Here is a 24,638-nt window from a genome sequence, read left to right as displayed (position 1 = left end):
TTGTATTATATCATTTAAAAAATATTAAATTCAATGTACATACCTTTAATAATGTAGACTCGCGATGATTATTTTGTTAATTAAACATAGTTTATTTGAAATTCTTATACTTATTAACCCTTAATTTAATAACTTTAATCTTAAATGAACAATAAAAAGGTTTTTTCATTAATAATGAAAAAACCTTTTTATTGCTAGATTAATTAGCTTTAGTACTTTGAACTTTTGAGTCTTTATTTAAATTTAAATCTCTACTTTTATTTTGTTTATTTATTTTTTCAACTGCATATAATAATATTCCATATCCTATAGCAACTGCTACTATTGTAAGATACCAACCTATTGAATATCCATATTTACCTACAAGGAATCCAAATAGTGTAGTCCCTGCTGCAAACCCTACTGCAAATAATAAACTTACTATACCTAGAATCTCACTTGATTCTTTTCTTCCAAATAAAGCTTGAACTGTATATCCAGGACCTGTCATATATGAATATATGTTAAGTCCATAACCAATTGCAAATAAAAATACTAAATTATTCATACTTGGTGATAATATTAAAGCTATGCAAGAAATTGTCTCTAGTATCCCTGCAATAAGCATAGTTTTAAAAGTTCCAAATTTATCAAATAAAAATCCACCTGAAACATTTCCTATTAAGCAGAAAAATGCTAAAAATGATCCAGCTATCCCAATTCTTTTTGCATCAAATCCAAGTCCATCTCTTAAAAATGCTGCATATTGTGTACTTAATGCTGATATTGAAAGACCAATAAATAAAAATCCTATTGCATAAATCCAAAAATATTTATTTTTCTTTGTAGCCTTTGCTCCAAGTCCATCAAATGTAGCTACTTCTTTAACTTCTCCAGTTGCTTCAGAACCAAGCTTTGCAATAAGCTCTTTCTCATTACTTTTTGGTAATCTAATAAATATCAATGCAACTGGAATACTTACTACTAATGAAACTATACCAAATACTAAATAAGTATGTGCATAACCTAAATTAGCTAAACAATTAGCAACTATTGGTTGTAAAAATATATTTCCAATTGCACCACCTGAAAATACTACCCCTAAAGCTTTTCCTCTTTCATGAGGTTCGAACCAAGCATTAACTAAAAGTGGAACTCCAAGAGTTGAAAATGCAATTGTACCAATTTGCATAATAGCTTCAAATAAGTAATACATACCTATTGACTTTGCAAATGCAAAAGCTAAAAATCCTGAACCAGATACTATACATCCAATTGTAAATAATACTTTTACATTAATTTTTGAATATAGTTTTCCTATTGTAGGAGAACATATTGCTGAAGCAAGAGATCCAATTGTAAATATTAAAGAAAATTCTCCTAAGCTAAAACCCTGTCCTTTAATAACATAACTTATAAATAATGGCTGTATGTTTTGAGCAATACAAAAAGGAACTGCTTGCAAAAGCATACACATAAATATTACTAAATACTTATGTTCCTTCAATTTCTTTATGGTAGTTTCCATATATATTCCTCCCTATTTTATTTTTACTTTATGTAATTTATAAATCCGCTTTATTTTTTAATTTAAATTATTATAAAAGATAGATTAAGAATTCCATAAACTCTTAATCTATCTTTTTATCTACCTACACCTTATATTTAATTATTTTACTATTTAGTTGTTTGAGTAGTTTGATTTGATTGAGTCTTTGGAGCTGCTTGATTTACTTTTGCTGTTTTAGCTTCTTCTAACTCTCTATCTTTGTTTTGTTTATTTACTTTGCTAACTCCAAGTAATAATACACCATAACCAATTATTATTGAAACAATTGTAAGATCCCAACCTAAACCATAACCATATTTTCCTACAAGGAATCCAAATAATGTAGAACCTGAAGCAAATCCAACTGCAAATAATAAACTTACAATTCCTAAAATTTCACTTGATCCTTTTCTACCAAATAATGCTTGAGTAGTGTATCCAGGACCTGTCATGTAAGAATAAACATTTAAACCATAAGCAATTGAGAATAAATATGCTAGTCCATGCATATTTCCTGCAAACATTAGAGCTAAACAAGAAATAGCTTCTAATATTCCTGCTATAAGCATTGTTTTATATGTTCCAAATTTATCAAATAAGAATCCACCTGAAATATTTCCTATTAAGCAGAATAAAGCAAATACTGATCCAACAAATCCTATTGTCTTTGCACTAAATCCAAGAGAATCTCTAAAGAATGCTGCATATTGTGTACTTAATGCTGATATTGAAAGACCTACTAATAAAAATCCTACTGCATAAAGCCAAAAATATTTATTTTTCTTTGTAGCCTTTGCTCCAAGTCCATCAAATGTTGCTGCTTCTTTAGTTTTTCCAGTAGATTGTACTTCTAATTTAGCAATAAGTTCTTTTTCATTTTCTTTTGGTAATCTAACAAATAATATTGCTATTGGAATACTTACTACTAATGAAACTATACCAAATATTAAATAAGTATGTGCATAACCCATTCCTGCTAAACAATTAGAAACTATAGGTTGTAAAAACACATTACCAATTGATCCACCTGAAAAAGCAATTCCTAAAGCCTTACCTCTTTCATGACTCTCAAACCAAGAATTTACTAAAAGTGGAACTCCAAGTCCAGAAAATGTTACTGTACCAATTTGAGTTATAGCTTGAAATATGTAATACATTGTTATAGACTTTGCAAATGCAAACCCTAAGAAACCAGCACCAGATACTATACAACCAATTAGAAATAATATTTTTGCATTAACCTTTGAGTATAATTTACCTATTGTTGGAGAACATATTGCTGAAGCTAAAGCTCCTATTGTAAATATAAGTGAAAATTCTCCTAAACTAAATCCTTGTCCTTTTATAACATAACTTATAAATAGCGGTTGTATGTTTTGAGAAACCCCAAAAGGAATGGCTTGTAAAAGCATACACATAAATACAATTAGATACTTATGTTCTTTTAATTTTTTTACTGTAATGTCCATATTATGACCTCCTATACTATTTAATTTTCAATTTGTTCTTATTTATTATTGTTTATTTATTATGAAATATAGTTTGTTAATAATATTAACAGTTTTGCTATTTCAATAATATTTTGTTTATATTTTAATTAATTAATTAAATTTAAGCTGTTTATTTTTTAAAATAATTATTTTTTATAGTCTTTATTGTAATACTTTTATTTTCATTTATTAAGCTTATTCAACAAATTTCAATTGAATTCAATTTTATTCAGTTGAATTTAGTAAATAAAAAAATTGCTAGCCCAAATAGACTAACAATCTTTTATAATTTCTATATATATTTATAACTAATTTAATTGTTTTTACAATACTCTTCCATTGCATCTGCAACATGCTTTGCATGGGCAACTGCTTGAACAACTGTTTTAGCTCCTGTAACAACATCACCAGATGCAAATACACCTTCTCTTGTTGTACGTCCTTCCTCATCTGTTATAACAAGTCCCCATTTATTTGTTTCTAATCTTGTAGTACTTGATACAATAACACTTCTTGGTTCTTGACTTATTGCTATTATTGTTGAATCACATGGAATAAATTCTTCTTCTCCATCTAATGTTCTTGTTTTAATTTTTCCATCAACTTCTATATTTTCAGTTTTAACAACTTTAATTCCATCTTCTAATATTTCAACTGGTGCTCTAAATAATTTAAATTCTACACCATCTTCCTTAGCTTCCTCTATTTCTTTATTAGTAGCTGTCATTTGTTCAAAATCTTTTCTATAAACTACATAAACTTCCTTTGCTCCATTTCTTTTTGCAGTTCTTGCTGCATCCATTGCAACATTTCCAGCACCAATAACACAAACTCTATCTCCTAAATGATATACATTTGGAGCCTTTAAATAATCTATGGCATAATGAACATTTCCTAAAGTTTCACCCTTTATGTTTAGCTTTTTAGCATTCCATACCCCAGTTCCTATAAATAAAGCTTTATATCCATCTTCAAATAATCTATCTATAGTTATAACCGGTCCTATCATTATGTTAGGTCTTATTTTAACTCCAAGATCTTCAAGTTTTTCTGCAATTTTATCAACTATTTCATTTGGTAATCTATATTCTGGTATACCATATCTTAAAACTCCACCAATTTTTTCATGAGCTTCAAATATAGTAACTTTAAATCCTCTTTTTGCTAAAACAAAAGCAATTGTTATACCAGCAGGTCCTCCACCTATAATACCAATTCTATCTTTATCAGCTTCTGGTTTTTGTAACTTAACATTATTTAAATATTCTAATGAAAGTTCCTCTTCTATTTTACAAAAATGTATTGGCTCTCCTTTTATTCCTCTAACACAGTGTCCTGCACATTGTTCCTCATGAGGACACACTATAGCACATACTGCTGAAAGAGGATTATTTTCAAATAATATCTTACCTGCCTCATCAAATTTTTCTTCTCTATATAGTTTTATAACTTCTGGAATAGGAGTACTTATTGGACAAAACTCTTTACATCTTGGTTTTTTGCATAATAAACACCTATTTGCTTCTTCGCTTAAAAATAAATTCATAACTGCCTCCTGAAAAACTTTATTTCTTTAGTACATATTTTTTTATAATTATTACTTTGTTTTGTATAAAAAATAATTTCTTATAATTATAACTCAAAAAATTTCTATTATCATCTTAATTATTTTATTAACAATGTCAATTTTAACAAAAAAAATTAACTCTCATTTACAAATTTGAAATTTACAAATATCTCCTTAAAAAATCAATTTTATTTTAAAACATAGATTAAATCTTAATATATTTAAATTAAACTATATATTATTAACAAAAACTTCTAATTTAATATGCAATATTATCCTTTAATACGGTTGAATGTTTTAGTTTATACAATTATAATTAATTTATACATATTGAGGATATTAATTATCCACTAATATTTAATTTTAATAATTTAAGGGAGGAAGTTAATTATGAAGAGTTTAAAAGGTACAAAAACAGCTGAAAATTTAATGAAATCTTTCGCAGGAGAATGTCAAGCTAGAACAAGATATACTTATTTTGCTAGTGCTGCAAAAAAAGAGGGATTTGTACAAATCTCAAACATATTTATGGAAACTGCTGAAAATGAAAAGGAACATGCTAAAAGATTTTATAAATTCTTAAAGGATGATTTCCAAGGAGAAGTAATAGAAATAAATGCAGGATATCCAGTAGAATTACCTACTGATACTAAAACAAATTTAATCTATGCAGCTGAAGGTGAACATGATGAAAATTCAAATCTTTACCCTACATTTGCAGATATAGCTGAAGAAGAAGGATTCCCAGAAATAGCTGCTGCATTTAGAATGATAACTAAAGCTGAAATAGCTCATGAAATGAGATATAGAAAATTAGCTGCAAACATTGAAGAAGGAATTGTATTTAAGAGAGAGTCTAAAGATACTTTATGGAAATGTGGAAACTGTGGATTCATATTTGAAGGTGCTGAAGCTCCTATTAAGTGTCCAGCTTGCTTACATCCACAATCATACTTCGAATTATTTACAGAAAACTACTAAAATTATATAACAAAAAAGCTACCATTATTTGGTAGCTTTTTTTAAGTTCTAAAACTTATTTTACAATATGACCATTTTTATATTCTGGAACAATATTTGTAATTCCCTTTTCCATTGCATATTTAACATCATTCATTAAACCTAGTTCTTTCATTACTCCATAATGTCTTGCACTATTTATAAAACTATCTATGCCTTTATTATTTTCATATATATAATTTGCAGTTTTAGCTATATCTGTTAGCTCTAATTTATTACTTATTTTAAGCATTTCATTTATCATATATCCTGCACATATAAAGTCATCCATTGAAAACTGTCCATTAGTTCCTGCATTAACTATAACAACATCTTCTCCAAATTCTACTAACTTTTCTGCTACTGCCTTACCATTAATCATAGCACCAACAAAAACTCTCTTTGCATTTGCACACTTTGTTAAGCTTCTAGTTCCATTTGTTGTTGTAATTATAACAGTTTTATCTTTAACTACTTCTTCTGTATATTCTAATGGAGAATTTGACAAGTCAAAGCCTTCAATTTTAACTGCCTTTCTCTCTCCACCTAATATACAATCTCCCGCTTTAAATTCTTTGCTTTTTTCCTTTGCTTCTTCAACAGTTAAATAAGGTATTACTTCTTTGCAACCATTTATAAAAGCTGTTGTTATTACAGATGTAGCCCTTAGCATATCAATAACAACTACAACCTTATCTTTTATAGAATCCTCATTTATATAATCTGCTGAAATAATAATATCTATATTCATAGTATCCCCCTAAAAATCTTTTCCTTGGTATATATCATTATCTATTAATGCTTTATCAATAGCATTTAAAATCTCCCACTTTTTAAGACTCCACATTGGACCTATAAGTAAATCTCTAGGTGCATCTCCAGTTAATCTATGAACTACCATATCCTCTGGTAACTTTGCTACAGATTTACATATTAAATCTATATAATCTTCCTTAGATACAAATTGTAATTCACCTTTATCATATAATTTAACCATAGGGGTATGTTTCATTAAATGAAGAAGATGAAACTTAATTCCTTTAGATCCTGAATGTGCTATATAATCTACAGTTTTAAGCATATCTTCTTTTGTTTCTCCTGGTAATCCAAATATACAATGAGTTACAAAATCAATATTTCTTTCCTTTAGTTTTCTTGTAGCATCTTCAAACACATCTAACTTATATCCTCTATTTATTTTCCTCGCAGTTTCATCTGAAACAGTTTGAAGTCCAAGTTCTATCCATACATAAATATTTTTATTTATTTCTTCTAAAAGATCTAATACATCGTCACCTAAACAATCTGGTCTAGTTGCAATAGCAAGGGCAACAACTCCATCTTCCTCTATTGCTTCAGTATATTTTCTTCTAAGTTCTTCAACTGGTGCATATGTATTTGTAAAAGCTTGAAAATAAGCTATATACTTCCCATCTTTCCATTTCTTATTCATCATTTTTTTCATATCACAAAATTGTTTGCTTATAGATAAATTTCTATCTCCTGCATAATCTCCTGATCCACTTTCACTACAAAAAAGGCATCCACCAATGCTTATTGTCCCATCCCTATTTGGACAAGAAAATCCTCCATCTAATGATATTTTAAAAACTTTCTCATTAAATTTATGTCTTAAGAAATAGTTTAAGCTATGATATCTTTTTCCATTCCATTCTTTCACTATGATTGCCTCCATTATTAATCTTATTTATTTTAATAATATCATAAGTGAAAATTTATTTCTTGTTATATTTTTTCAAGAGTTTGCTCTAATAAATCTATTCTGTAATTGCCAAGCAGCTCCTGTGATACATCCCCTTTATCCTTTAAACTTATTACCTTTATTATTATGTCGCTTTTTGTTGCACTTTCATAATTTATACTATATTTATCTATAGGGAATATTTTTTCAAATTCTATCTCTAGTAATTCCCCGTCAGGATTTTTATATATTTTCATTCCCAGTCCTTTCCCTTTACCCTTTGTATATTGAACTATTAAATTTCCATCCTCTTCATTAAATATCATTCTTTTAACACTAGAATCAGGTATTATATCATAAGCTAGTATCTTTTGGGCAATTGGCTTTTCTAAAATTTCCTTTAAACTATTTTCATCAACTCCTTCGCTACCTTTACCACCTGCACCACCTTCAGCAATTAAATTATTTAAAGGTTTTGCAGATGCTTCTGAAATATTAGCCTCTTCAACTATAGCAACTCCAACAAAACTATCCTTTCCATCTGTTGTACTTAAAGCTATATTACCTCCAGTAAAACTTATACCAAAGGTAGAAAATTTGTCCTTAGGAATCTTAACCATTTTTATTGCTGGTTTATTCTCCTTAGGGTACATTTCTAGCGGTATATCCTTTAATCTAAGAACTAACTCACTAGTTCCAGTATCCTTATTTATAGCTCTAAGTTCAGAACCTTTATGATATAGTTGCTTCATAGTATCACTTTTCATATCAGAAATTTTATATTCATTTTTTTCCTTTGCTATTTTTAAAGTTATCACATCTAAACTTGCATCAGAAACTTCTCCCTTTGCCCTTGAACAATAAAAAGTTATATATGCACTTTTCCCTGTTTCTATTATGTTTCCTGATGAAAAAGCTACTATTGGCATATTAGCTATATCTTTTACTTTATTACTTGCTGCAAGTTCTGGCATTGATATTTTATTTGCACCTTCAATATCATTACTTTTAAGTCTTTCCATATATTGAATTGCCCTTTCATTTGCAATCTTACTATTAAATCCATCTGAATTACTATCATTAGTAGTCGCTTTTTTGCAACCTACAATACATAGTATAAATATTATAAAAATCAAAAATAGACTTCTTTTTTTCAAAAAATACCACTCCTCTTTAGATTTATATCTCTTTTTAGTTTTCCTTAGAAAATTTACCTTATTCACTTATAAATAGAATAAATCTTAAGTATCCTTTATATATTTTATATAGAAAGAATTTATAGGAGGTATCATTTGAAAAAGGAATGGATTAAAGTATTTCAAATTGCAGTTGTTTTTATAGGAACTGTTGTAGGTGCAGGACTTGCTTCTGGAAAAGAAATAACACAGTTTTTCACTTCCTTTGGTATATATAGCTTTATAGGAATAATTATTTGTGGCTTATTTTATATAATCATGGGAACAATAATTTCAAAGATAAGTATAAAATATAACTTAGAATCCTATGGAGATGTTATTTATAAGATAAGTCCAAATTTTCTAGGTAAGATTACTGGAGGAATAACAACAGTTTATTTAATATCAAGTGCATCTATTATATTAGCTGGAAGTGGTGCATTAATTAATCAATTTTTTGATATTCCAAAAATAGTTGGAACTTTAATTATGATGGCAATAGCAGTTTTCTTTTTATTTAGAGGAACAAATGGCTTAATAGAAGTTAATTCCTTTATAGTTCCAACATTAGTAATTACAATCTCAACAATAACAATATTATATTTTGTTTTTTGTGCTGATGCTGTAACAATTGAAAATATATTAAGCTTTCCACCTAAAAAAGAAAGTGGAATAGCTACCTCAACAATTCTTTATGCAGGTTATAATATACTCTGCTGCTGCGGAGTATTAGTGCCTTTAAGCACAAATATTAAAAAGACAAAAACTATGTCTCTTGGAATTTCCTTTGGGGCTATAGGACTTACTGTACTTTGCCTATTAATAAATTTATTACTTACAATAAATCAGCCTTATATTTATGAGTTTGAAATTCCACTATTATTTGTAGCAAAAAGATTTTCTACAATAATTCAAGCACTTCTTTTAATGGTTATACTTTTAGAAATGTTCTCAACAGAAGTTTCAGATGTATACTCAATAGGTAAAACATTAGAAAAAACCTTTAATATTAACTTTAAAAAAGGAATATTATTAGTTATTTTAATAGCATTTCCTATATCACAAATAGGCTTTGGTAATTTAATCTCAACATTATATCCCCTATTTGGAGTGTTAAGTTTAATATTTATATCCCAGTGCTTAATATTTTATTTTAAACATAAGAAAGAATTAAACAGCTAAAAAATAGACTATATCCTAGTGATTTAAAATCCACTCTGATATAGTCTAAAACTTTTTAATATATAATTTTTCTAATTAATTTTATTTATATCTTTTAAAATCTCAAAATAAACATTAAGTCCATTTATAAGATTTTCCTCATTTATATCAAAGGCTTCACTGTGATGTGCATCAGTTCTATTTGTTCCAATTATCATATATATTGCCTTACCATTATTATCTTCTGTAGCCTTAAGCATACAAGTTACATCTTCTGATGCCCCAAAATCTTCCCTAAAAATTAATTTTAATCCTAGATTCTTTATTATTCTTTTTATATCCTTTGCAAACTCTTCATTACCTAACTTATAGCAACTAGCAAAGCCCACTTCTTCAATATTATAAGTTAAATCATACATAATTGCAGAACCTTTTATCATATTTTTGGATTTTTCTATTAATTCATTAAGTATTTCCTCTTTATCTGATCTAACTTCAAGCTTTAGTGATGCCTCACTAGGAATAATATTTCTTGATGTTCCACCATTTAAAATACCTACATTTATTCTACTTACTCCCTCACTAAATTGGGTAAGTGTATGTAAATTCAATGTGCAATTACATGCTCCTAATAATGCATTTTTACCTTTTTCAGGTTCAGAGCCTGCATGGGAAGCCTTCCCTAAAAACTTTACATCTAACTTAGAAGTTCCTAAAAACTTTTCTGTTAAACAAACTATTTCATTATCCTTTGCCATAAATCCAATATGGGAAGAAATAAAATAATCAACCTTTGAAAAAATCTCTTTACCTATTTTACTATTTAAAATGCTACTTGCACCTCTTACTCCTTCTTCTGCTGGCTGAAAAATAAAATATATCTTACCACTAAGTTTATCCCTATACTCACTTAATTTTTTTGAAACTATTAACCCAATAGCTATATGAGAGTCATGTCCACAAGCATGCATTACATTATCATTATATGATCTAAAATTTTCTTTGTTAGGAATATGATAACTACTGTTAGTTTCTCTAATCCCTATTCCATCTATATCAAATCTTAGTATAGTATTTTTGCCATTTCTCTTAGTATCTAATATGCCTATTGCTCCAGTGTATCCTTCAAAAATATCTTTATATTCTTCACTATACTTTATCCTATTATTTTTTATTAGATTTTCTTTATGTGCCTTTATATATTCATCCTTAGGAAGCCCTCTTCTTACACTATGAATACTTTTCCCATAAATTACATCTAAATTAAAACTTTTTAGATATTCAATTATTTTAATTGTTGTTTCCATTTCAGTCCACCCAACTTCTGGGCATTTATGAAATTCTCTTCTAAGATTTATAATCTCTTCTACATCCTTTGTATTATTCAAAAAAACACCTTCTATTTATATTTAAAATTACATTTTATGAAAGTATAGATTTTAAATATCACCTAAGACCTATTTAACTTCTCAATCTATTGTATATTTCAAAATAATAGCTAAGGCTTTTAACTTTATACTTAAAGAAAAAGCCTTTAATACTATTATTTTTTATATTAATTAAGCTCTCTGATTACTTATTAAAATTATCTTGAAGTTCTATCTAAAATCAGCACTAGTTTAAACATAAGCCTATTTAAAAAATTTTAAACTATTTACTAATTTCTATTTTATATATAAATTTTACACATTTACTAATTTTTAATATAAAACATATTTTGTTTACATATATTTTTATTGCTTAAGTTCTGCTATTTTAGTTACCCCAACATATATTTCTGAAATTTTATACCAAGTTTTATAATCCACTACTCCTGTTTGTGGTAATCCAAATATTCCTTGAAATACTTTTACCTGCTCTGCTGTCTTTGCTCCATATATACCATCAATAGCAACCTTAGGTATTAATGGATAATTTTTAGCAATCCGATTTAAATATTCTTGAGTTACTCTTACTGGTTCTCCCCTTGATCCTATTGTTAAATCATATCCTGGATAGGACTTTGGACTACCTTTTACAATTTCAGCTGTTGTAAGTTCAATATTATTTCCATAGTAGTATGTTAATATATCAAATGGTACTCTACCTTCATCTCCAAGGGCTTTACTTCCCCACTGACTAAGCCATTCAGGACATATAACATTTTTACCATCACAATATTGAGTTAAAAGTGGCTGTTTTCTTCCTATTCTTCTTACATAAGTTGAAAATACTTCATCTACAATATTACTTATATTTTCATAAATATTTCTTCCAAAATTAAAAGCATGATCGTAGGCAGTTGAATTAGTAATATCAAAATTTTTACCTTTTGATCTATACCATTCTGTATAAATTCTATTTAAAGTAAATGATATTATACAAAAAACATTAGCAGTTATTGTACTTTGTGACCAAGTAGAAAATATCTCACTTGAGGCAACATTTTTAATATAATCTTTATATAAAACTCTGTGATTTTGTCCTGGTGAATTTGGTCCACCTTCATGAACTATAATATATTCTGGAACTACAGGTTTTGGTAATACTACTCCACTAGAAGGTGCTGGTAGAGGCTTATCCACTTCTTCAGGTATTTTTCTTGGAAAATCTCCAACCAACCTATTTGGTGGTATATCTATAACTTCGGCTCTACTACTTCTTGATGGATTAGATTCTGTTAAATTACATTTTTGATATGCAGTTTCTACGGGAAATATTTGACAACCATTAACAACAAAAGGTTGAAAACCATCTCTTTCTACTCTAATATCACATAAACTATAAGGTAATTTATCACTAGGCTTTTGTGAATTTTCTAGTGGTGGAGCATCTAATTCTATAGTTTGTGTAAGTCCAGAAGAATCTGTTTTAAGTTCAACTTGCGTTTCAGTTCCTTCTCTAGGAATTATAGTTGCTCTGCATCCTTCTACTGGAATATAATCATCTCCACTAAAACATTGAATTTTTAATCTTCCTTTATCAGCCATTAAAGACTCCTTATTATTTCTTTCATAAATAGCTTATGCATATATTACTTTATTGGTGAAATTATTTAATAGGCTTTCTTATAAATAAATCCTCTCTATAAAATTCATCATATCTATAATCCTTAAAGCCTCTAGCCCTTATATTATTAAAGATTCCCTGCATACTTAATATTCCATATCCCCATTCTCTATTTGGATATACATCTCCCTCTCTTTTTTCAGTTCCCCTAATTATATAAGTTTGCATTTTTATAGAATACATAGTTGGATCATTATCATCTACAATTCCCCATTGAAGAAGTAACACGCAGCATCCAGCTAAAACAGCACCAGCAATTGATGCTCCTGAAGCTACTTTGCTTCCACCTCCTGGAGTCATTACAACAGCATTAATTCCTCCAGCTACAACATTTGGTTTTATTCTATTATCTCTTGTAAATCCTCTTCCTGATTTACCTACAGTTGCATTGTTATTTTGATTATAATAAGCTGCAACTATTGCTCTTTCAGCTGTTGATGGTAGCATTAAAGTAGTATATTGACTTGAATTTAAAAACTTAGTGTCTCCTTGTAATAATTCTCTTTGTGGAATCCAAGCATCATATCTTCCATCTACTATATAATCTCCTATAAGATTAAATTGCCATATTCCTTCTTTTAAATTATTAGCTCTAATTCTTATTAATTCATCTCCTGTTATTTCTTCTGGAATAAAATATTCTACAAACATTCTTGTTCCTTCAAAAACAAATTTAATTTCTTCTGCTTGCTTTAATTTAGCTGGTATTCTATTTATTATTTCTCCTGAAGGAGAAACTATAGATAAGGAAACTTTATCAGGTCTTCTACACCATATTTCAAAAAACAAATCAGTTTGAGTATTAGAAACTCTAAGTTCTATAGTTTTAATATCACCATTTTTAGAAATAATTCCTGTTGTATGAGTGTCTGAATCTCCTTCATTTCCTGTACACGCTACAACAACTAATCCTCTTCTTTTTGATACATCATCTATAAATCTTTCAACTACAGAACTTCCATCATGGGCACCAACATTTGTTCCAAGAGGTATATACAAAACTAATGGTCTATTTAATCTTTTTGCTTCATCTAATATATATCTAATAGCAAGTACAATATCTACATTGCCATACCTTCCAACTCCAGGAGTAGTTATACCAAAGTTTCTTAAATATCTTTCTGATGCCTCCTTAAGCTTAACTACAATAAAATCACAATCTGGAGCTGCCCCTAAAAAATTTGGATTTTTTCCTCGACCTCCAACTAATCCAGCAACCATAGTTCCATGTCCTATTTCATCTCTACTATTTACTACAGAATATGGATCTCCTCCCGATAAAGATGTATTTATTGCATTATTTATCTGGCTTTCTGAAAATACACTTCCATATTTAGCTACACTAGATTCTCCTCCTTCTCCAAAAGTTTGATCCCAAATTGATATTATTCTTGTTGTATCATCCTCTCGTCTAAATTCTTCGCTCATATAATCTATTCCTGTATCTATAAGTCCAACTACTACACCTCTTCCATTTAAAGAAAGGTATGGATTATCATGAAAAAGTGGAGCTCCAGATGCGTCTATTGGAGAAATTTCATTTAATGTATAAACTGGAGAAGCTTCAGCAAATACAATTTGAGGTACATCCTTTACTATTTTATCTATTTCATTTTCTGGAGCATTTATAACTGCAAAATTTTCATCTAAAATTATTAGTTCTACATTAGGATAATTAGCTAACCCAGCTTTAACATCTCCTGAATATTCAATTATTTTTCTAATATTCATAACTTGTCTATCCTTTCTAGGTAAGTTAAGAATATTTCTTAATACTTCAAAAGAATTATAGGCACATACTGTTCCATAACCCCATAATGCATTTGGATAAGTTACACTAGGTCTATCTCTTTTAGCTCCTTGTATAAGATAACTTTTAAGCCTTTCACCATATAAAAATTTATCATTTCCTTTTACTATTCCCCACTCCATAAATAATGCAGCTATTCCAGTTATATGAGGAGCTGCCATAGAAGTTCCTGTTTTTGAGTCAAAACTATTATAAGGAACTGGCGCTATTATCCCTTCCCCTGGTGCTATTAAATCTGGCTTAATATTACTTTCATCTCCAACTTTTCCTCTTCCACTAAAACTTGATATTGTATTAGTTACATAATTATAACTTCCAACAGATATAACATTATTAACAGTTGCAGGTATTCCTAATGTATTAAAAAGAGTTGGCCTTAAAAATTTTGTATCCTTATTTAACCCTTCAGTTACAGGCATCCAAATATTATAATTTCCTCTATAATTGTTTAATGAACTTATTTTTATTTTCCACTCTCCAGTTACTAAATAATTATCTCCTGCTATAAAAGCTATTATAACTTCTCCTAACAAATCAAAAGGTTTAGGCCCTGACATATAAAATATTATTCTATCTCCATCTAAATTTACTTCATTAAATCCCTCCTTTATTTTTGTTTCTCCACTTATTTTTCCTGTCGGATTTGTAATTTGAACACTTACCTCTGATAAAATATCATGATAAAAGGCAAGTTCAACAGAAGGTTCATCATCTGCAATATTTATTGATATAGTTTGTACATCTCTTAAAGTTCCTCCTACATGATGTGAAGCATCTCCCTCATTACCTGCAGCTATGACAACAGTTATCCTTTCTAAATCACATACTGTGCTTATATACTTTTCTAAAAGAGAGGTTCCATTATGAGCTCCATCATTAGTGCTTAAACTAATATTTACAACTAATGGCATTTTAAGTTCTTTACTCTTATCAACTAAAAATTTAAGTCCTCTCATTATTTGAGTACTAAGGGCAAATCTTCCTCTATTTGCTTTTACCATTATAATTGAAGCTTTTGGTGCTACTCCATAATTTGAAATAGGTATTTTCCCACCAGCACAAGCTATCCCTGCAACATGAGTTCCATGTTCAATTAAATCATTTGATGGAACTATGCTATAAGGATTTTCATTTTTTATAGCATTATTTATTTGTTCTTTGTTATATACAGTTCCTCCTAAACTTAAATCATAAATATATTCAATTCTTGTAGTTCCATCATCATTTCTAAAAGCCTGATGTAAATAATCTATTCCTGTATCTATAAATCCTACTAAAACTCCACTTCCATTTACATCATAACTACTTTGTGCAGTTTGAACACAAGCTGCTCTATTACTACTTGCATCTGAAATATATAATGACTTTGGTAATTCAATATATTGTATTGTATCTACCATTTCTAACTGGGAAAGTTTATCCACAGATATCTTTACTATTCCATATCCATATCCCAAATTCTCATACTTACCCCCTAAGTTATCCACAGTTTGTGCAATGTTATCCACATTATCCCCACTTATTATTACAACCTCTATGAAATTTTGTCCATCAACCATTTCTCCCTTAAAAAAATTTAATTTATTTAAAGTATCTTTTGTCAAAGCTCTATATAGTTTCAAATAAGTATCTAACTTATTTTTCAAATTTAATTCACCTCTAATTTATTTCTATACTATAACCATTGTATGAAATCAGATATTTTTTTGATAAACTAATTATTTTTTGAAAACAAAAAAAGAGCCAAGTTACCTATGGCTCTTTTCCTACTAAATATAAACTTTTAAATTAAGCTATATTTTAAACTAGTTTTGATTTCAGATATAACTTTGCTACTCTAAAATCAACACTTAATAAAAACATAAACTTAAATTAAAGTTTAATTTCTATTCTATCTAATTTTGCTATTACTTTAATGTTTCTAACTTCAACAGTTTCAGTCATAAGACTTCCTCTGTTATTCATAAGTAAAGCTTTTGAGTTATCTAATCTTCTAATTTCTCTTATTTTAGTTTCTCCCTTATACTCTACTAAATAAAATCCATTTTGATTAAGCTCTGTAACTAAGTGACCAAATACTAAATCTCCCTTTAGCATTCTAAATCCACTCATCTCATCATCAGAAACCTCAATGTATAAAACCTTATCTTGGTTATATCCTTCTATCTTATTAGAATGAATAGGTAATTCCTTGTGTCCCTTTATATTTTTTAAACTGTAATCATATATAGGAACATTTTTTAAAACTGAAGAAAATGCATTTTCCCAAACATCATTAGATTTATTATTTTTCTTAGAAGTAGAATTAACTTCTCTAAAGGATTTCTTCTCTTCCATTAATTCTTCGTCTGTAGCTACCATGCTAATATCATTTAAATCAGTATTTAAAACTTTTGAAACTTTATTAATAAAGCTTTCTTGTGCAATCTTTCTTCCAAGTTCAACTTCATTTATATACTTTTCAGAAACTCCAAGCTTTTTAGCTAATGCTTTTTGAGGCATATTAGCTTTAAGTCTAGCTTCCTTTATTCTATCTCCAACTCTACTCAAAACTTATTACTCTCCTTTTTGTTGTTTCTTATACCATTCTCTTTCCTCTAAAAGATGAGTAAGTAAATATTTAAATGACCAATTACATGATATTGGCGTTACTACTGCAAGAACTCCACCTTTTACAGCACTTCTTATTTTCTTTACTAGAACTTGAACTTCTTTATCGGAAAAACCATTAAATAATATTGCCTTTTCATTTGGCATTTCAATAATTCCTTCAACATCAGAAACATTTTTACCCTCAGCTATTTCTTTAATTTTTAATTCTACCATTTCTGGTGTTATTTCTATAACCTTTGATAATAATCTTAATGAATTTATTTCATCCTTTGATAAGCCATGTACTAATAATGATTTATTACTCATCTTAGATCACCTCTTAATCTTCTAATATTTTTGGTTCTTTTGCTAAATAGTCACCTAAATCTACAGTAACCTTTTTAATTCTTTGATCTTCATATGGTCTATCTCCACGATCTCTTGGCTCTTTAACTATCTTATCTGCAACTTCCATACCTTCAATTACTTTACCAAAAGAAGCATATTGTCCATCTAAATGTGGTGCATCTGCAACCATTATAAAGAATTGACTTCCTGCTGAATCTGGATGCATTGCTCTAGCCATTGATAAAACACCTTTTGTATGTCTTAAATCATTTTTGAAGCCATTTCTTGAAAATTCTCCCTTTATTGCATATCCAGGACCACCCATTCCTGTTCCTTCTGGACATCCTCCTTGAATCATAAATCCTGGAATTACTCTATGGAATATTAAATCATCATAAAATCCCATGTTTATTAAATGTATAAAATTATCAACTGTATTTGGAGCTATTTCTGGATATAATTCAGCTTTTATAACTCCCCCATTTTCCATTTCAATTGTTACTATTGGATTTTTCATATAAATTCTCCTTTCAATTTAGACCTATTATGTATTATTGTCTAAAAAATCTATATAAATTCATATAAATCTTAGCAAAACAATACTTCTATATATAATGAAATTATATATCATTTAATCATATTAAACAATTATTATAATGTAAGATATCTTTAAAAAAATATAGTACAAGTGGTATATAAAAATATACCACCTGTACTAATTATTAGTAGCTATTCTATACTTTCACTAGAGGATTTCTTTCCTTTAAATACTCCAATTAAAGCTGGAAGAATTGATACTATTATTATACCTATTATAACTATAGAAAAATTATTTGCTACAACAGGAATATTTCCAAAGAAGTATCCTAAAATAGATATTAAAAATACCCAAAGAGTTCCCCCTAATGCATTATAAGATATAAATTCTTTATATTTCATAGAACCTATTCCTGCCACAAAAGGTGCAAAGGTACGAACTATAGGAACAAACCTTGCTATTACAATAGTTTTGCCCCCATATTTATCATAATATTCATTGGTTTTATCTATATATTCTTTCTTTATAAATCTTGAATCCTTCTTTTCAAGTAATCTCCTTCCAAGATACTTTCCAATATTGTAGTTCATAGTATCACCAATTATAGCTGCAAAAGTAAGAGCTATCATTACAACAAAAATATTTAAAGCTCCTAATGCTGCAAAGGTAGCTGATGCAAATATTATTGAATCTCCTGGTAAAAATGGTGTTACAACTAATCCAGTTTCTAATAATATTATCAAGAATAATATTACATAAACCCATATGCCATAATTATTTATTAATACTCCAAGATACTTGTCCAAATGTAAAATTATATCTATGAATTTATTTATAAAGTTCATCTTGTCACTTCCTTATCTTTAGTAAAATATTTTTACTTTATGAACTTTCTTTCTATATTTTCATATAATTTTTCTACTTTATCTTTTAATAAGTTATTGTATATAAAGCTTGTTATTATAACTAATAAAAATCCAGCTAATACATCTGATGGATAGTGATGTCCAACATATATTCTTGAAAACCCAACTAAAAGTGATAAAACTGTAAGTATAGTTCCTATTACTTTGTTATAACTTCCAAGACCTAAAGCTATACTTAATGTTCCAATAGCATGGTCACTTGGGAAGGATGAATTTGGTTTATGGTAATATAATAAATTAACTTTATTATGTACAAAAGGTCTATTAACATAAAACAAACTACCTATTATAAAGCTTATAATTAAATTTAAAATGGTAAAAACTACTGTACTTACAGCTGCTTTCCTACATTTTATATTTTTATTTTTTATTCCAATTATAAATACCCCAATAGCTATTAACACAAATATGTATGGTAGGTATTTTGAACAAAATATCATAGCTTTGTCTAACATTTCATTTTTATAGGCTAGATTATTTATAAGGTGAAAAATTTCTAAGTTTAAATTCAAAATAAAACTCCTCCTTTTAACAATTTATTTACTATTATAAAAGCAATATGTTAAGTAGAGATTAACTAAAAATAATTATTAAATTAAGATATGATGAGAATTTTTTAATTTACCCATAGAAAAATCCCCTACTATTTTTAGTAAGGGATAATTATTGGGTTTAAATATATAAAAACTAACTTTAACTAATATTAAATTGTTTTATCAGTTAAGGAGTCAACTTCTTTACCATCTTCTGTTTGTATTATTACTTTATTTTTCATAAATTTCTTATGAGAAATAAATGCAACTATAGTTATTACAATCCAATATATAATTGAGTAAAAACCAAAATCATCAGTTCTAACCTTTGTTGCTATTCCTATTGGGGATAACAATGCATATAAATAAATTAATGCTGCTATTAACATTATGCTACAAAATACAGAGTACTCCCAATAATTTAAACTAACATGAGATTTATTTTCCTTGTTCATATGATATGGAACTTCTCTTTTAAATTTAATGCCTAATACAAACATTAATCCTATATCAAATACAAATAAAAGTCCCATTATATTTGCAAAGTTAATTTTAACCTTAAATACCCATATTAATAAGTAATATAAAACTATATGTATGTAAGTTGTAATTCTTGCTGCTTTTCCAGAAACTGTTTTATTTAAAAATCCCATTAAAACAAGAACTATTATTGGGATATTGAAAAATCCAGCAAATCTCTTTAGTAATAAAAATAATCCTTCTGATCCATATTGAAGTAAAGGTGCTATAAACATTGAAATTAATGCTATTATTGTTCCTACAATTTTTGCAACCTTAATAAGATGTTCATCTGTAGCATTTGGATTTATCTTAGGTTTATATATATCTACACAAAATAATGTAGCCGCACTATTTAAGAATGAATTAAATGTACTAAGTATAGCTCCAAAGACTGTGGCTGTAAAAAATCCAAGTAATGGTTTAGGTAAAACTTTAGATACCAACGCAGGATAAGCAAAATCCATATTTTCTAAACTTTTACCAAATATAGCATAAGATATTGTACCTGGTAAATTTAAAATAACAGGTAAAAGCAATAACATAACTCCTGCTATTAATATACCTTTTTGTCCTGTTGCTAAATTTTTAGCAGCTAAAGTTCTTTGAACTATAGCTTGATTTGTACTCCAATAAAAGAAATTAACTATAAGTATTCCAGTAAATATTGTTGTCCAAGGTGCTGGGTCTTGTGGACCTCCAACAGCATTAAGTTTCTCTGGAATATTTGTTATTATAAAGTTAAATCCTGAGGAAATATCCCCTTTTCCTAAAAACATAAGTCCAAATATAGGAATAAGTAATCCTCCTATAAAAAGACCAATTCCATTTAAAGTATCAGATACTGCAACGGCTTTTAATCCTCCAAAAATTGCATATATTCCTCCTATTATTCCAGTAATCCAAATTACAATCCACAAAGATGCTGAAAAACTTATATTAAATACTTCAGCTACATTAAATATCTTTGTAAAAGCTATGGCACCTGAATATAATGAACCTGGAATTATAACAAAAGTATATCCTAATAAAAATAATACTGATGTAAGCCTCCTTGTTTTTGAATCATATCTCTCTTCAAAAAACTGTGGAACAGTAGTAAATCCACCCTTTAAATACTTTGGTAAAAAATATAATGCTAATACTACTAATGGTACTATAGATGTTACAGTCCATGCCATAATAGAAAAATTAGCTACATATGATGATCCATTAGTTCCAACTAACTGTTCTGTAGATAAACTCGTAAGAACCATGGAACTAGCTATAACAGTTGCTGTTAATCCTCTTCCTGCTAAGAAATATCCTTTAGCAGTAGTATCGCTTCCCTTTGTTTTTATATAGGATGCAACAGCTACTAAAGCAGTAAAAAATATAAATGATACAATTGTTAATAGCATATAATTACCCCTCCCTTTAATATTTTAATTTTATATATTTTGTTTGATTATCACATTTTTCTATAACAATTACTTTTCCATATATAGATATTTCATTGTTATACTTTAATAACTTACTACCATCAAAAATCTCATTATGAGTTATGGTAATTATATACTTTTTGTTGCTATATTCTATTTCTAATGCAGTAGCTTCCTTTTCATCTAATGGAATCCTTTTGCCTTGTTGATATAAGTTACCTATTTTTATCTTTATATCCTTTTCATTCTCTTTTCCATAAATAACATCAAATGAAACAATTGAATCTTCAAAATTCTTTTCACTAACAAGTGTTTTCGAATCTGTTAAAACATTAAAATGTTTTGATATAACATCATCCTTAATCATTAATTTATCTATATTAAAATGTCTTATTATAACATCCTCATTTTCTTTTTCTAAAAAACTTATATTATTTTTAACTTCATATTTTACATCTTCATCTAAATGATAAAATTTATTTATTTTATGTTTTCCTCTTAGTTTTATGTTATCAACAATAATCCACATGTTAGGTTCTATGTTTATAACTTTTCTTATAGCCATATACTCTTGCTTATTATTTAAAATCCCTACAAGTGGCATCTCTATATAACTTATTCCATCTTTTAATTTCACATAATTTTTTAATGGTTCTGCTAATTTATAGTAATCCCATGAACTTTTAACTACAGTAAATGGTTCATTATCTATAACTATAGTGTTATGTGCATAACAACTTTTTAAATAGTATCTATACTTATTATTTTCTAAATAAGTGTATCTACCTGGATCTATTAAAAAATCTTTTCCTTTATATACTATATTGTAATGAAGCAAGTCTGCATGACCATGTCCTCCTCCCATAGTTCCATTATGGAAGTAACTAAAGGTACTATCTTCACTCCAATTATTTCTTAAATATAAATTTCCAGCGTCTTCAAAATATTTATTTTTTTCTTTTGGTTCTATTTTAGGAAGTTCATTATAAATATTTATATACTTACTTCCAAAGTACCATGCTGAATCAAAATCAGCCTTACTATAACCTCTAAATTTTAATTCACCATCTTCAAATAGCATTGATGCTTTTACTAATATATCTCTAGTATCTGTATCATCGCTATCACTTTGCATAATTTGTCTATAATTAGGTTTAGTTGTATGTATTAATGGTTTTGACATATTTTTTGTAGAATCTAGTATACTAGTAGGTATTGCTGCATTAAGTTCAATCATTAAATTTATAAGCTTTAAACTGCTTAATAAAACTTCAACATGGTACATTGGTGATTGTTCCCATTGTAACCCATCATTAAATATTTGAATATTCATTTGCTCTTCATATCTATCTAATGCCCATTTGAATATTTCATCATCTAAATAATCTTCTTTAGTTAATATTTTTGATGCTATCATTCCTGTTGTTTGTAAAACACCCCAGTTGCTTAATCTATATTTTTCTATATTCATATCTTTTAGGTATTCTGTTTGCTCATCTAAAGATTCTATTATTTTATTTAATTCCTCATCACTAAAAAACTCATTGCTTCCTATTAATAATAATGATCTTACCCAACTTAAACACCTTATCCCAGTGTCAATAACTCTACAACTTGGTATAGGATTGTTAGTATCTAATTTATTTTTTTCTATCCAATCTAAAACAAAGAATTTCCATTTATTTATATACTTAATTTCTCCTGTTAAATAAAATGCAGTTACCAATTGGTATAAATACTCTTGCCTATTTAACATGAATATCCATTCTTCATCTCCATTTGGACTCTTCAACCAATCAATTGAATCTAAAGTATATTTAATTGGACATTGCTCCATATCCCATTTTTCTTCAAAAATAAAGCTATTCTCTAATAACAAATCTGCTTTTTCTATAATACCTTTACAATCATCTTTAAAATTTTCTTTGCAATATTTTCTTACATTTTCAACTTTAAAATTTTTCATAAATTTTGTGGAATTGTTTTTTAAAACACTACACCTATTAACCATATTTTCCTCCTATTAATAAGACTTTAGTTCCCTTAATACATAATTAAATATTGTTTTTAATTTTAAAAATTCCACAATACCTAAATCTATAGAAAATAGGTACTATGGAATTTTTTTATTTACTAAAATATTTTTTCTTTACTCATTCCTACTACTGTGGATTTATCTATCTTTACTACAACATCTGGTGATACCTTTAATGAAACAATGTTTTCATTAATTTTTACTATAACTCCATACATTCCAGACATAGTTAATACATTATCTGATACCTTTAATCCATCTTGGAAATCTTTTACATTTTTTTGTTGATTCATAAATTTCTTTTGATTGACTGTTGGTAAAATTATTGAGCTATATAAAAAATAAAGTAGTACAGTTAGTATAAATCCTATAATTATTGCATCTTTCATATAAAATCATCCTTATTTTATACTAATATTCCACAAATTGATCCAAGTATAGCTATTCCAAATACAATTCCTAGTAACTTATACATATTAAATTTGTACTTGTGAATTAAAATAAATATTATTGTAGCAAATATAACTGGTAGCATATTAGGTAATATTTTATCTAATATTTCTTGAATCTTAACAACTTGAGTTTTTCCATTTACTAATGTTGAATATTGTAAACCTAGTTTTATATGTGTAAAGTGAACTATAAGACCAGAAATTACTGTAACACCAACTATTGAAACACTATCAGTTATGTCTTTCATCTTTTCTTTTAATCCAGCCATAACATTTGTTCCTAGTTTATAACCAAGCCAAGTAGTAAGTATTTTTAAACCAAATACACAAAGATTCATGCAAACAAAGAAGAATATTGGTCCTAAAATCAATCCCTGAGCAGCCATAGATGCACCAACACTGGCAAAAATCATAGCTAATCCAAATTGTGAAATTGCTCCACCAATTCCTCCAATAGGTCCCATTAAAGATAATTTTATAGAACGAGCTTCATCTAAAGTTTCACCATTATCTAACATAGCCATATAAAGACTTGTTATAAATGCCATAACTTGCATATTAGTATTAAAGAATTCAGTATTATCTAAAGTAACATTAATAAGTTTTTGTTTATCTTTTCCATATAATTTTTTATAAGCTGGCCACATTACATAAGCCCAACAATGTCCCATGTAAGTACCATAATTAAATACATCTTGTGCTAAATAAGTACGAAATCCTATTTTTAAATAATCTCTAAACTTAAATACACTCTTTGAACTAGTTTCGTTTGTTGTTATTTGAGATTCCATTCT

Annotated in this window: 20 protein-coding genes; 2 read left to right on the top strand and 18 right to left on the bottom strand. The window is 27.8% G+C overall.

Translation table 11 applies throughout. From position 1 onward, the window contains the following. Nucleotides 1–199: 199 nt before the first annotated feature. The 3 genes from J2S18_RS10400 to J2S18_RS10390 all read right to left on the bottom strand — a co-directional run bounded on the left by J2S18_RS10400 (nucleotide 200) and on the right by J2S18_RS10390 (nucleotide 4,564). Nucleotides 200–1,507, bottom strand: coding sequence for a conjugated bile salt MFS transporter (locus tag J2S18_RS10400; RefSeq protein WP_307486701.1), 1,308 nt, complete (start codon nucleotides 1,505–1,507; stop codon nucleotides 200–202). 149 nt (nucleotides 1,508–1,656) lie between these two features. Then, nucleotides 1,657–2,997 carry a conjugated bile salt MFS transporter gene (locus J2S18_RS10395; protein ID WP_307486699.1) on the bottom strand — a complete coding sequence of 447 codons (1,341 nt, stop codon included), beginning with the start codon at nucleotides 2,995–2,997 and terminating at the stop codon, nucleotides 1,657–1,659. Between the two features lie 334 nt (nucleotides 2,998–3,331). Further along, nucleotides 3,332–4,564, bottom strand: a complete 1,233-nt coding sequence (locus J2S18_RS10390) for an NAD(P)-dependent oxidoreductase (RefSeq protein WP_307486697.1) — start codon at nucleotides 4,562–4,564, stop codon at nucleotides 3,332–3,334. A 411-nt stretch (nucleotides 4,565–4,975) separates the two neighbouring features. On the opposite strand from J2S18_RS10390, the gene rbr reads away from it, so the two are divergent. Further along, complete coding sequence (rbr, locus tag J2S18_RS10385; protein WP_307486695.1) at nucleotides 4,976–5,566, top strand: rubrerythrin; 591 nt, start codon at nucleotides 4,976–4,978, stop codon at nucleotides 5,564–5,566. Nucleotides 5,567–5,621: 55 nt separating this feature from the next. On the opposite strand, the gene J2S18_RS10380 is transcribed toward rbr, so the two are convergent. From J2S18_RS10380 to J2S18_RS10370, 3 genes are read right to left on the bottom strand one after another with little or no spacing between them, the layout of a single operon-like run. After that, nucleotides 5,622–6,335: a 2-phosphosulfolactate phosphatase family protein gene (locus J2S18_RS10380; RefSeq protein WP_307486694.1), complete on the bottom strand. Its 714-nt coding sequence runs from the start codon at nucleotides 6,333–6,335 to the stop codon at nucleotides 5,622–5,624. 9 nt (nucleotides 6,336–6,344) lie between these two features. Continuing rightward, nucleotides 6,345–7,280, bottom strand: a complete 936-nt coding sequence (gene mnmL / locus J2S18_RS10375) for a tRNA modification radical SAM protein MnmL/YtqA (RefSeq protein ID WP_370873816.1) — start codon at nucleotides 7,278–7,280, stop codon at nucleotides 6,345–6,347. Between the two features lie 50 nt (nucleotides 7,281–7,330). After that, nucleotides 7,331–8,443 carry a hypothetical protein gene (locus J2S18_RS10370; RefSeq protein ID WP_307486692.1) on the bottom strand — a complete coding sequence of 371 codons (1,113 nt, stop codon included), beginning with the start codon at nucleotides 8,441–8,443 and terminating at the stop codon, nucleotides 7,331–7,333. A gap of 135 nt (nucleotides 8,444–8,578) precedes the next feature. On the opposite strand from J2S18_RS10370, the gene J2S18_RS10365 reads away from it, so the two are divergent. Further along, a complete protein-coding gene (locus tag J2S18_RS10365) occupies nucleotides 8,579–9,643 on the top strand; it encodes a YkvI family membrane protein (protein ID WP_307486690.1) in 1,065 nt (354 codons plus the stop codon). A 71-nt stretch (nucleotides 9,644–9,714) separates the two neighbouring features. On the opposite strand, the gene J2S18_RS10360 is transcribed toward J2S18_RS10365, so the two are convergent. The 12 genes from J2S18_RS10360 to J2S18_RS10305 all read right to left on the bottom strand — a co-directional run bounded on the left by J2S18_RS10360 (nucleotide 9,715) and on the right by J2S18_RS10305 (nucleotide 24,635). Next, the gene (locus J2S18_RS10360; RefSeq protein WP_307486688.1) at nucleotides 9,715–11,010 is read right to left on the bottom strand and encodes an amidohydrolase; all 1,296 of its coding nucleotides are present in this window, start codon (nucleotides 11,008–11,010) and stop codon (nucleotides 9,715–9,717) included. Nucleotides 11,011–11,355: 345 nt separating this feature from the next. Beyond that, nucleotides 11,356–12,591 (bottom strand): peptidoglycan-binding domain-containing protein, encoded by a 1,236-nt coding sequence (locus J2S18_RS10355; RefSeq protein WP_307486686.1) that lies wholly within the window; start codon nucleotides 12,589–12,591, stop codon nucleotides 11,356–11,358. 61 nt (nucleotides 12,592–12,652) lie between these two features. After that, nucleotides 12,653–16,126, bottom strand: coding sequence for a S8 family serine peptidase (locus J2S18_RS10350; protein ID WP_307486684.1), 3,474 nt, complete (start codon nucleotides 16,124–16,126; stop codon nucleotides 12,653–12,655). A gap of 226 nt (nucleotides 16,127–16,352) precedes the next feature. Then, nucleotides 16,353–17,030, bottom strand: a complete 678-nt coding sequence (locus J2S18_RS10345; RefSeq protein WP_307486682.1) for a helix-turn-helix domain-containing protein — start codon at nucleotides 17,028–17,030, stop codon at nucleotides 16,353–16,355. Nucleotides 17,031–17,036: 6 nt separating this feature from the next. Continuing rightward, entirely contained in the window at nucleotides 17,037–17,399 is a 363-nt protein-coding gene (locus J2S18_RS10340) for a DUF3783 domain-containing protein (RefSeq protein WP_307486681.1), read from the bottom strand. 13 nt (nucleotides 17,400–17,412) lie between these two features. Continuing rightward, on the bottom strand, nucleotides 17,413–17,937 hold the full coding sequence (locus J2S18_RS10335) for a peptidylprolyl isomerase (RefSeq protein WP_307486679.1): 525 nt from the start codon (nucleotides 17,935–17,937) through the stop codon (nucleotides 17,413–17,415). 212 nt (nucleotides 17,938–18,149) lie between these two features. Then, a complete protein-coding gene (locus tag J2S18_RS10330) occupies nucleotides 18,150–18,803 on the bottom strand; it encodes a DedA family protein (protein ID WP_307486677.1) in 654 nt (217 codons plus the stop codon). A gap of 32 nt (nucleotides 18,804–18,835) precedes the next feature. Continuing rightward, the gene (locus J2S18_RS10325) at nucleotides 18,836–19,396 is read right to left on the bottom strand and encodes an undecaprenyl-diphosphatase (protein ID WP_307486676.1); all 561 of its coding nucleotides are present in this window, start codon (nucleotides 19,394–19,396) and stop codon (nucleotides 18,836–18,838) included. 191 nt (nucleotides 19,397–19,587) lie between these two features. Beyond that, a complete protein-coding gene (locus J2S18_RS10320; RefSeq protein WP_307486674.1) occupies nucleotides 19,588–21,336 on the bottom strand; it encodes a solute:sodium symporter family transporter in 1,749 nt (582 codons plus the stop codon). A gap of 16 nt (nucleotides 21,337–21,352) precedes the next feature. After that, on the bottom strand, nucleotides 21,353–23,368 hold the full coding sequence (locus tag J2S18_RS10315; RefSeq protein WP_307486672.1) for a heparinase II/III family protein: 2,016 nt from the start codon (nucleotides 23,366–23,368) through the stop codon (nucleotides 21,353–21,355). Between the two features lie 122 nt (nucleotides 23,369–23,490). After that, a complete protein-coding gene (yajC, locus tag J2S18_RS10310) occupies nucleotides 23,491–23,781 on the bottom strand; it encodes a preprotein translocase subunit YajC (protein ID WP_307486671.1) in 291 nt (96 codons plus the stop codon). Between the two features lie 17 nt (nucleotides 23,782–23,798). After that, on the bottom strand, nucleotides 23,799–24,635 hold the full coding sequence (locus J2S18_RS10305; RefSeq protein ID WP_307486669.1) for a PTS system mannose/fructose/sorbose family transporter subunit IID: 837 nt from the start codon (nucleotides 24,633–24,635) through the stop codon (nucleotides 23,799–23,801). Nucleotides 24,636–24,638: the final 3 nt, after the last annotated feature.

It is taken from the genome of Eubacterium multiforme (assembly GCF_030813415.1).
Taxonomy (GTDB): Bacteria; Bacillota; Clostridia; order Clostridiales; family Clostridiaceae; genus Clostridium; species Clostridium multiforme.
The sequence above is the reverse complement of the archived record's forward strand: the minus strand, read 5'-3'. Positions and strand labels throughout refer to the sequence as shown.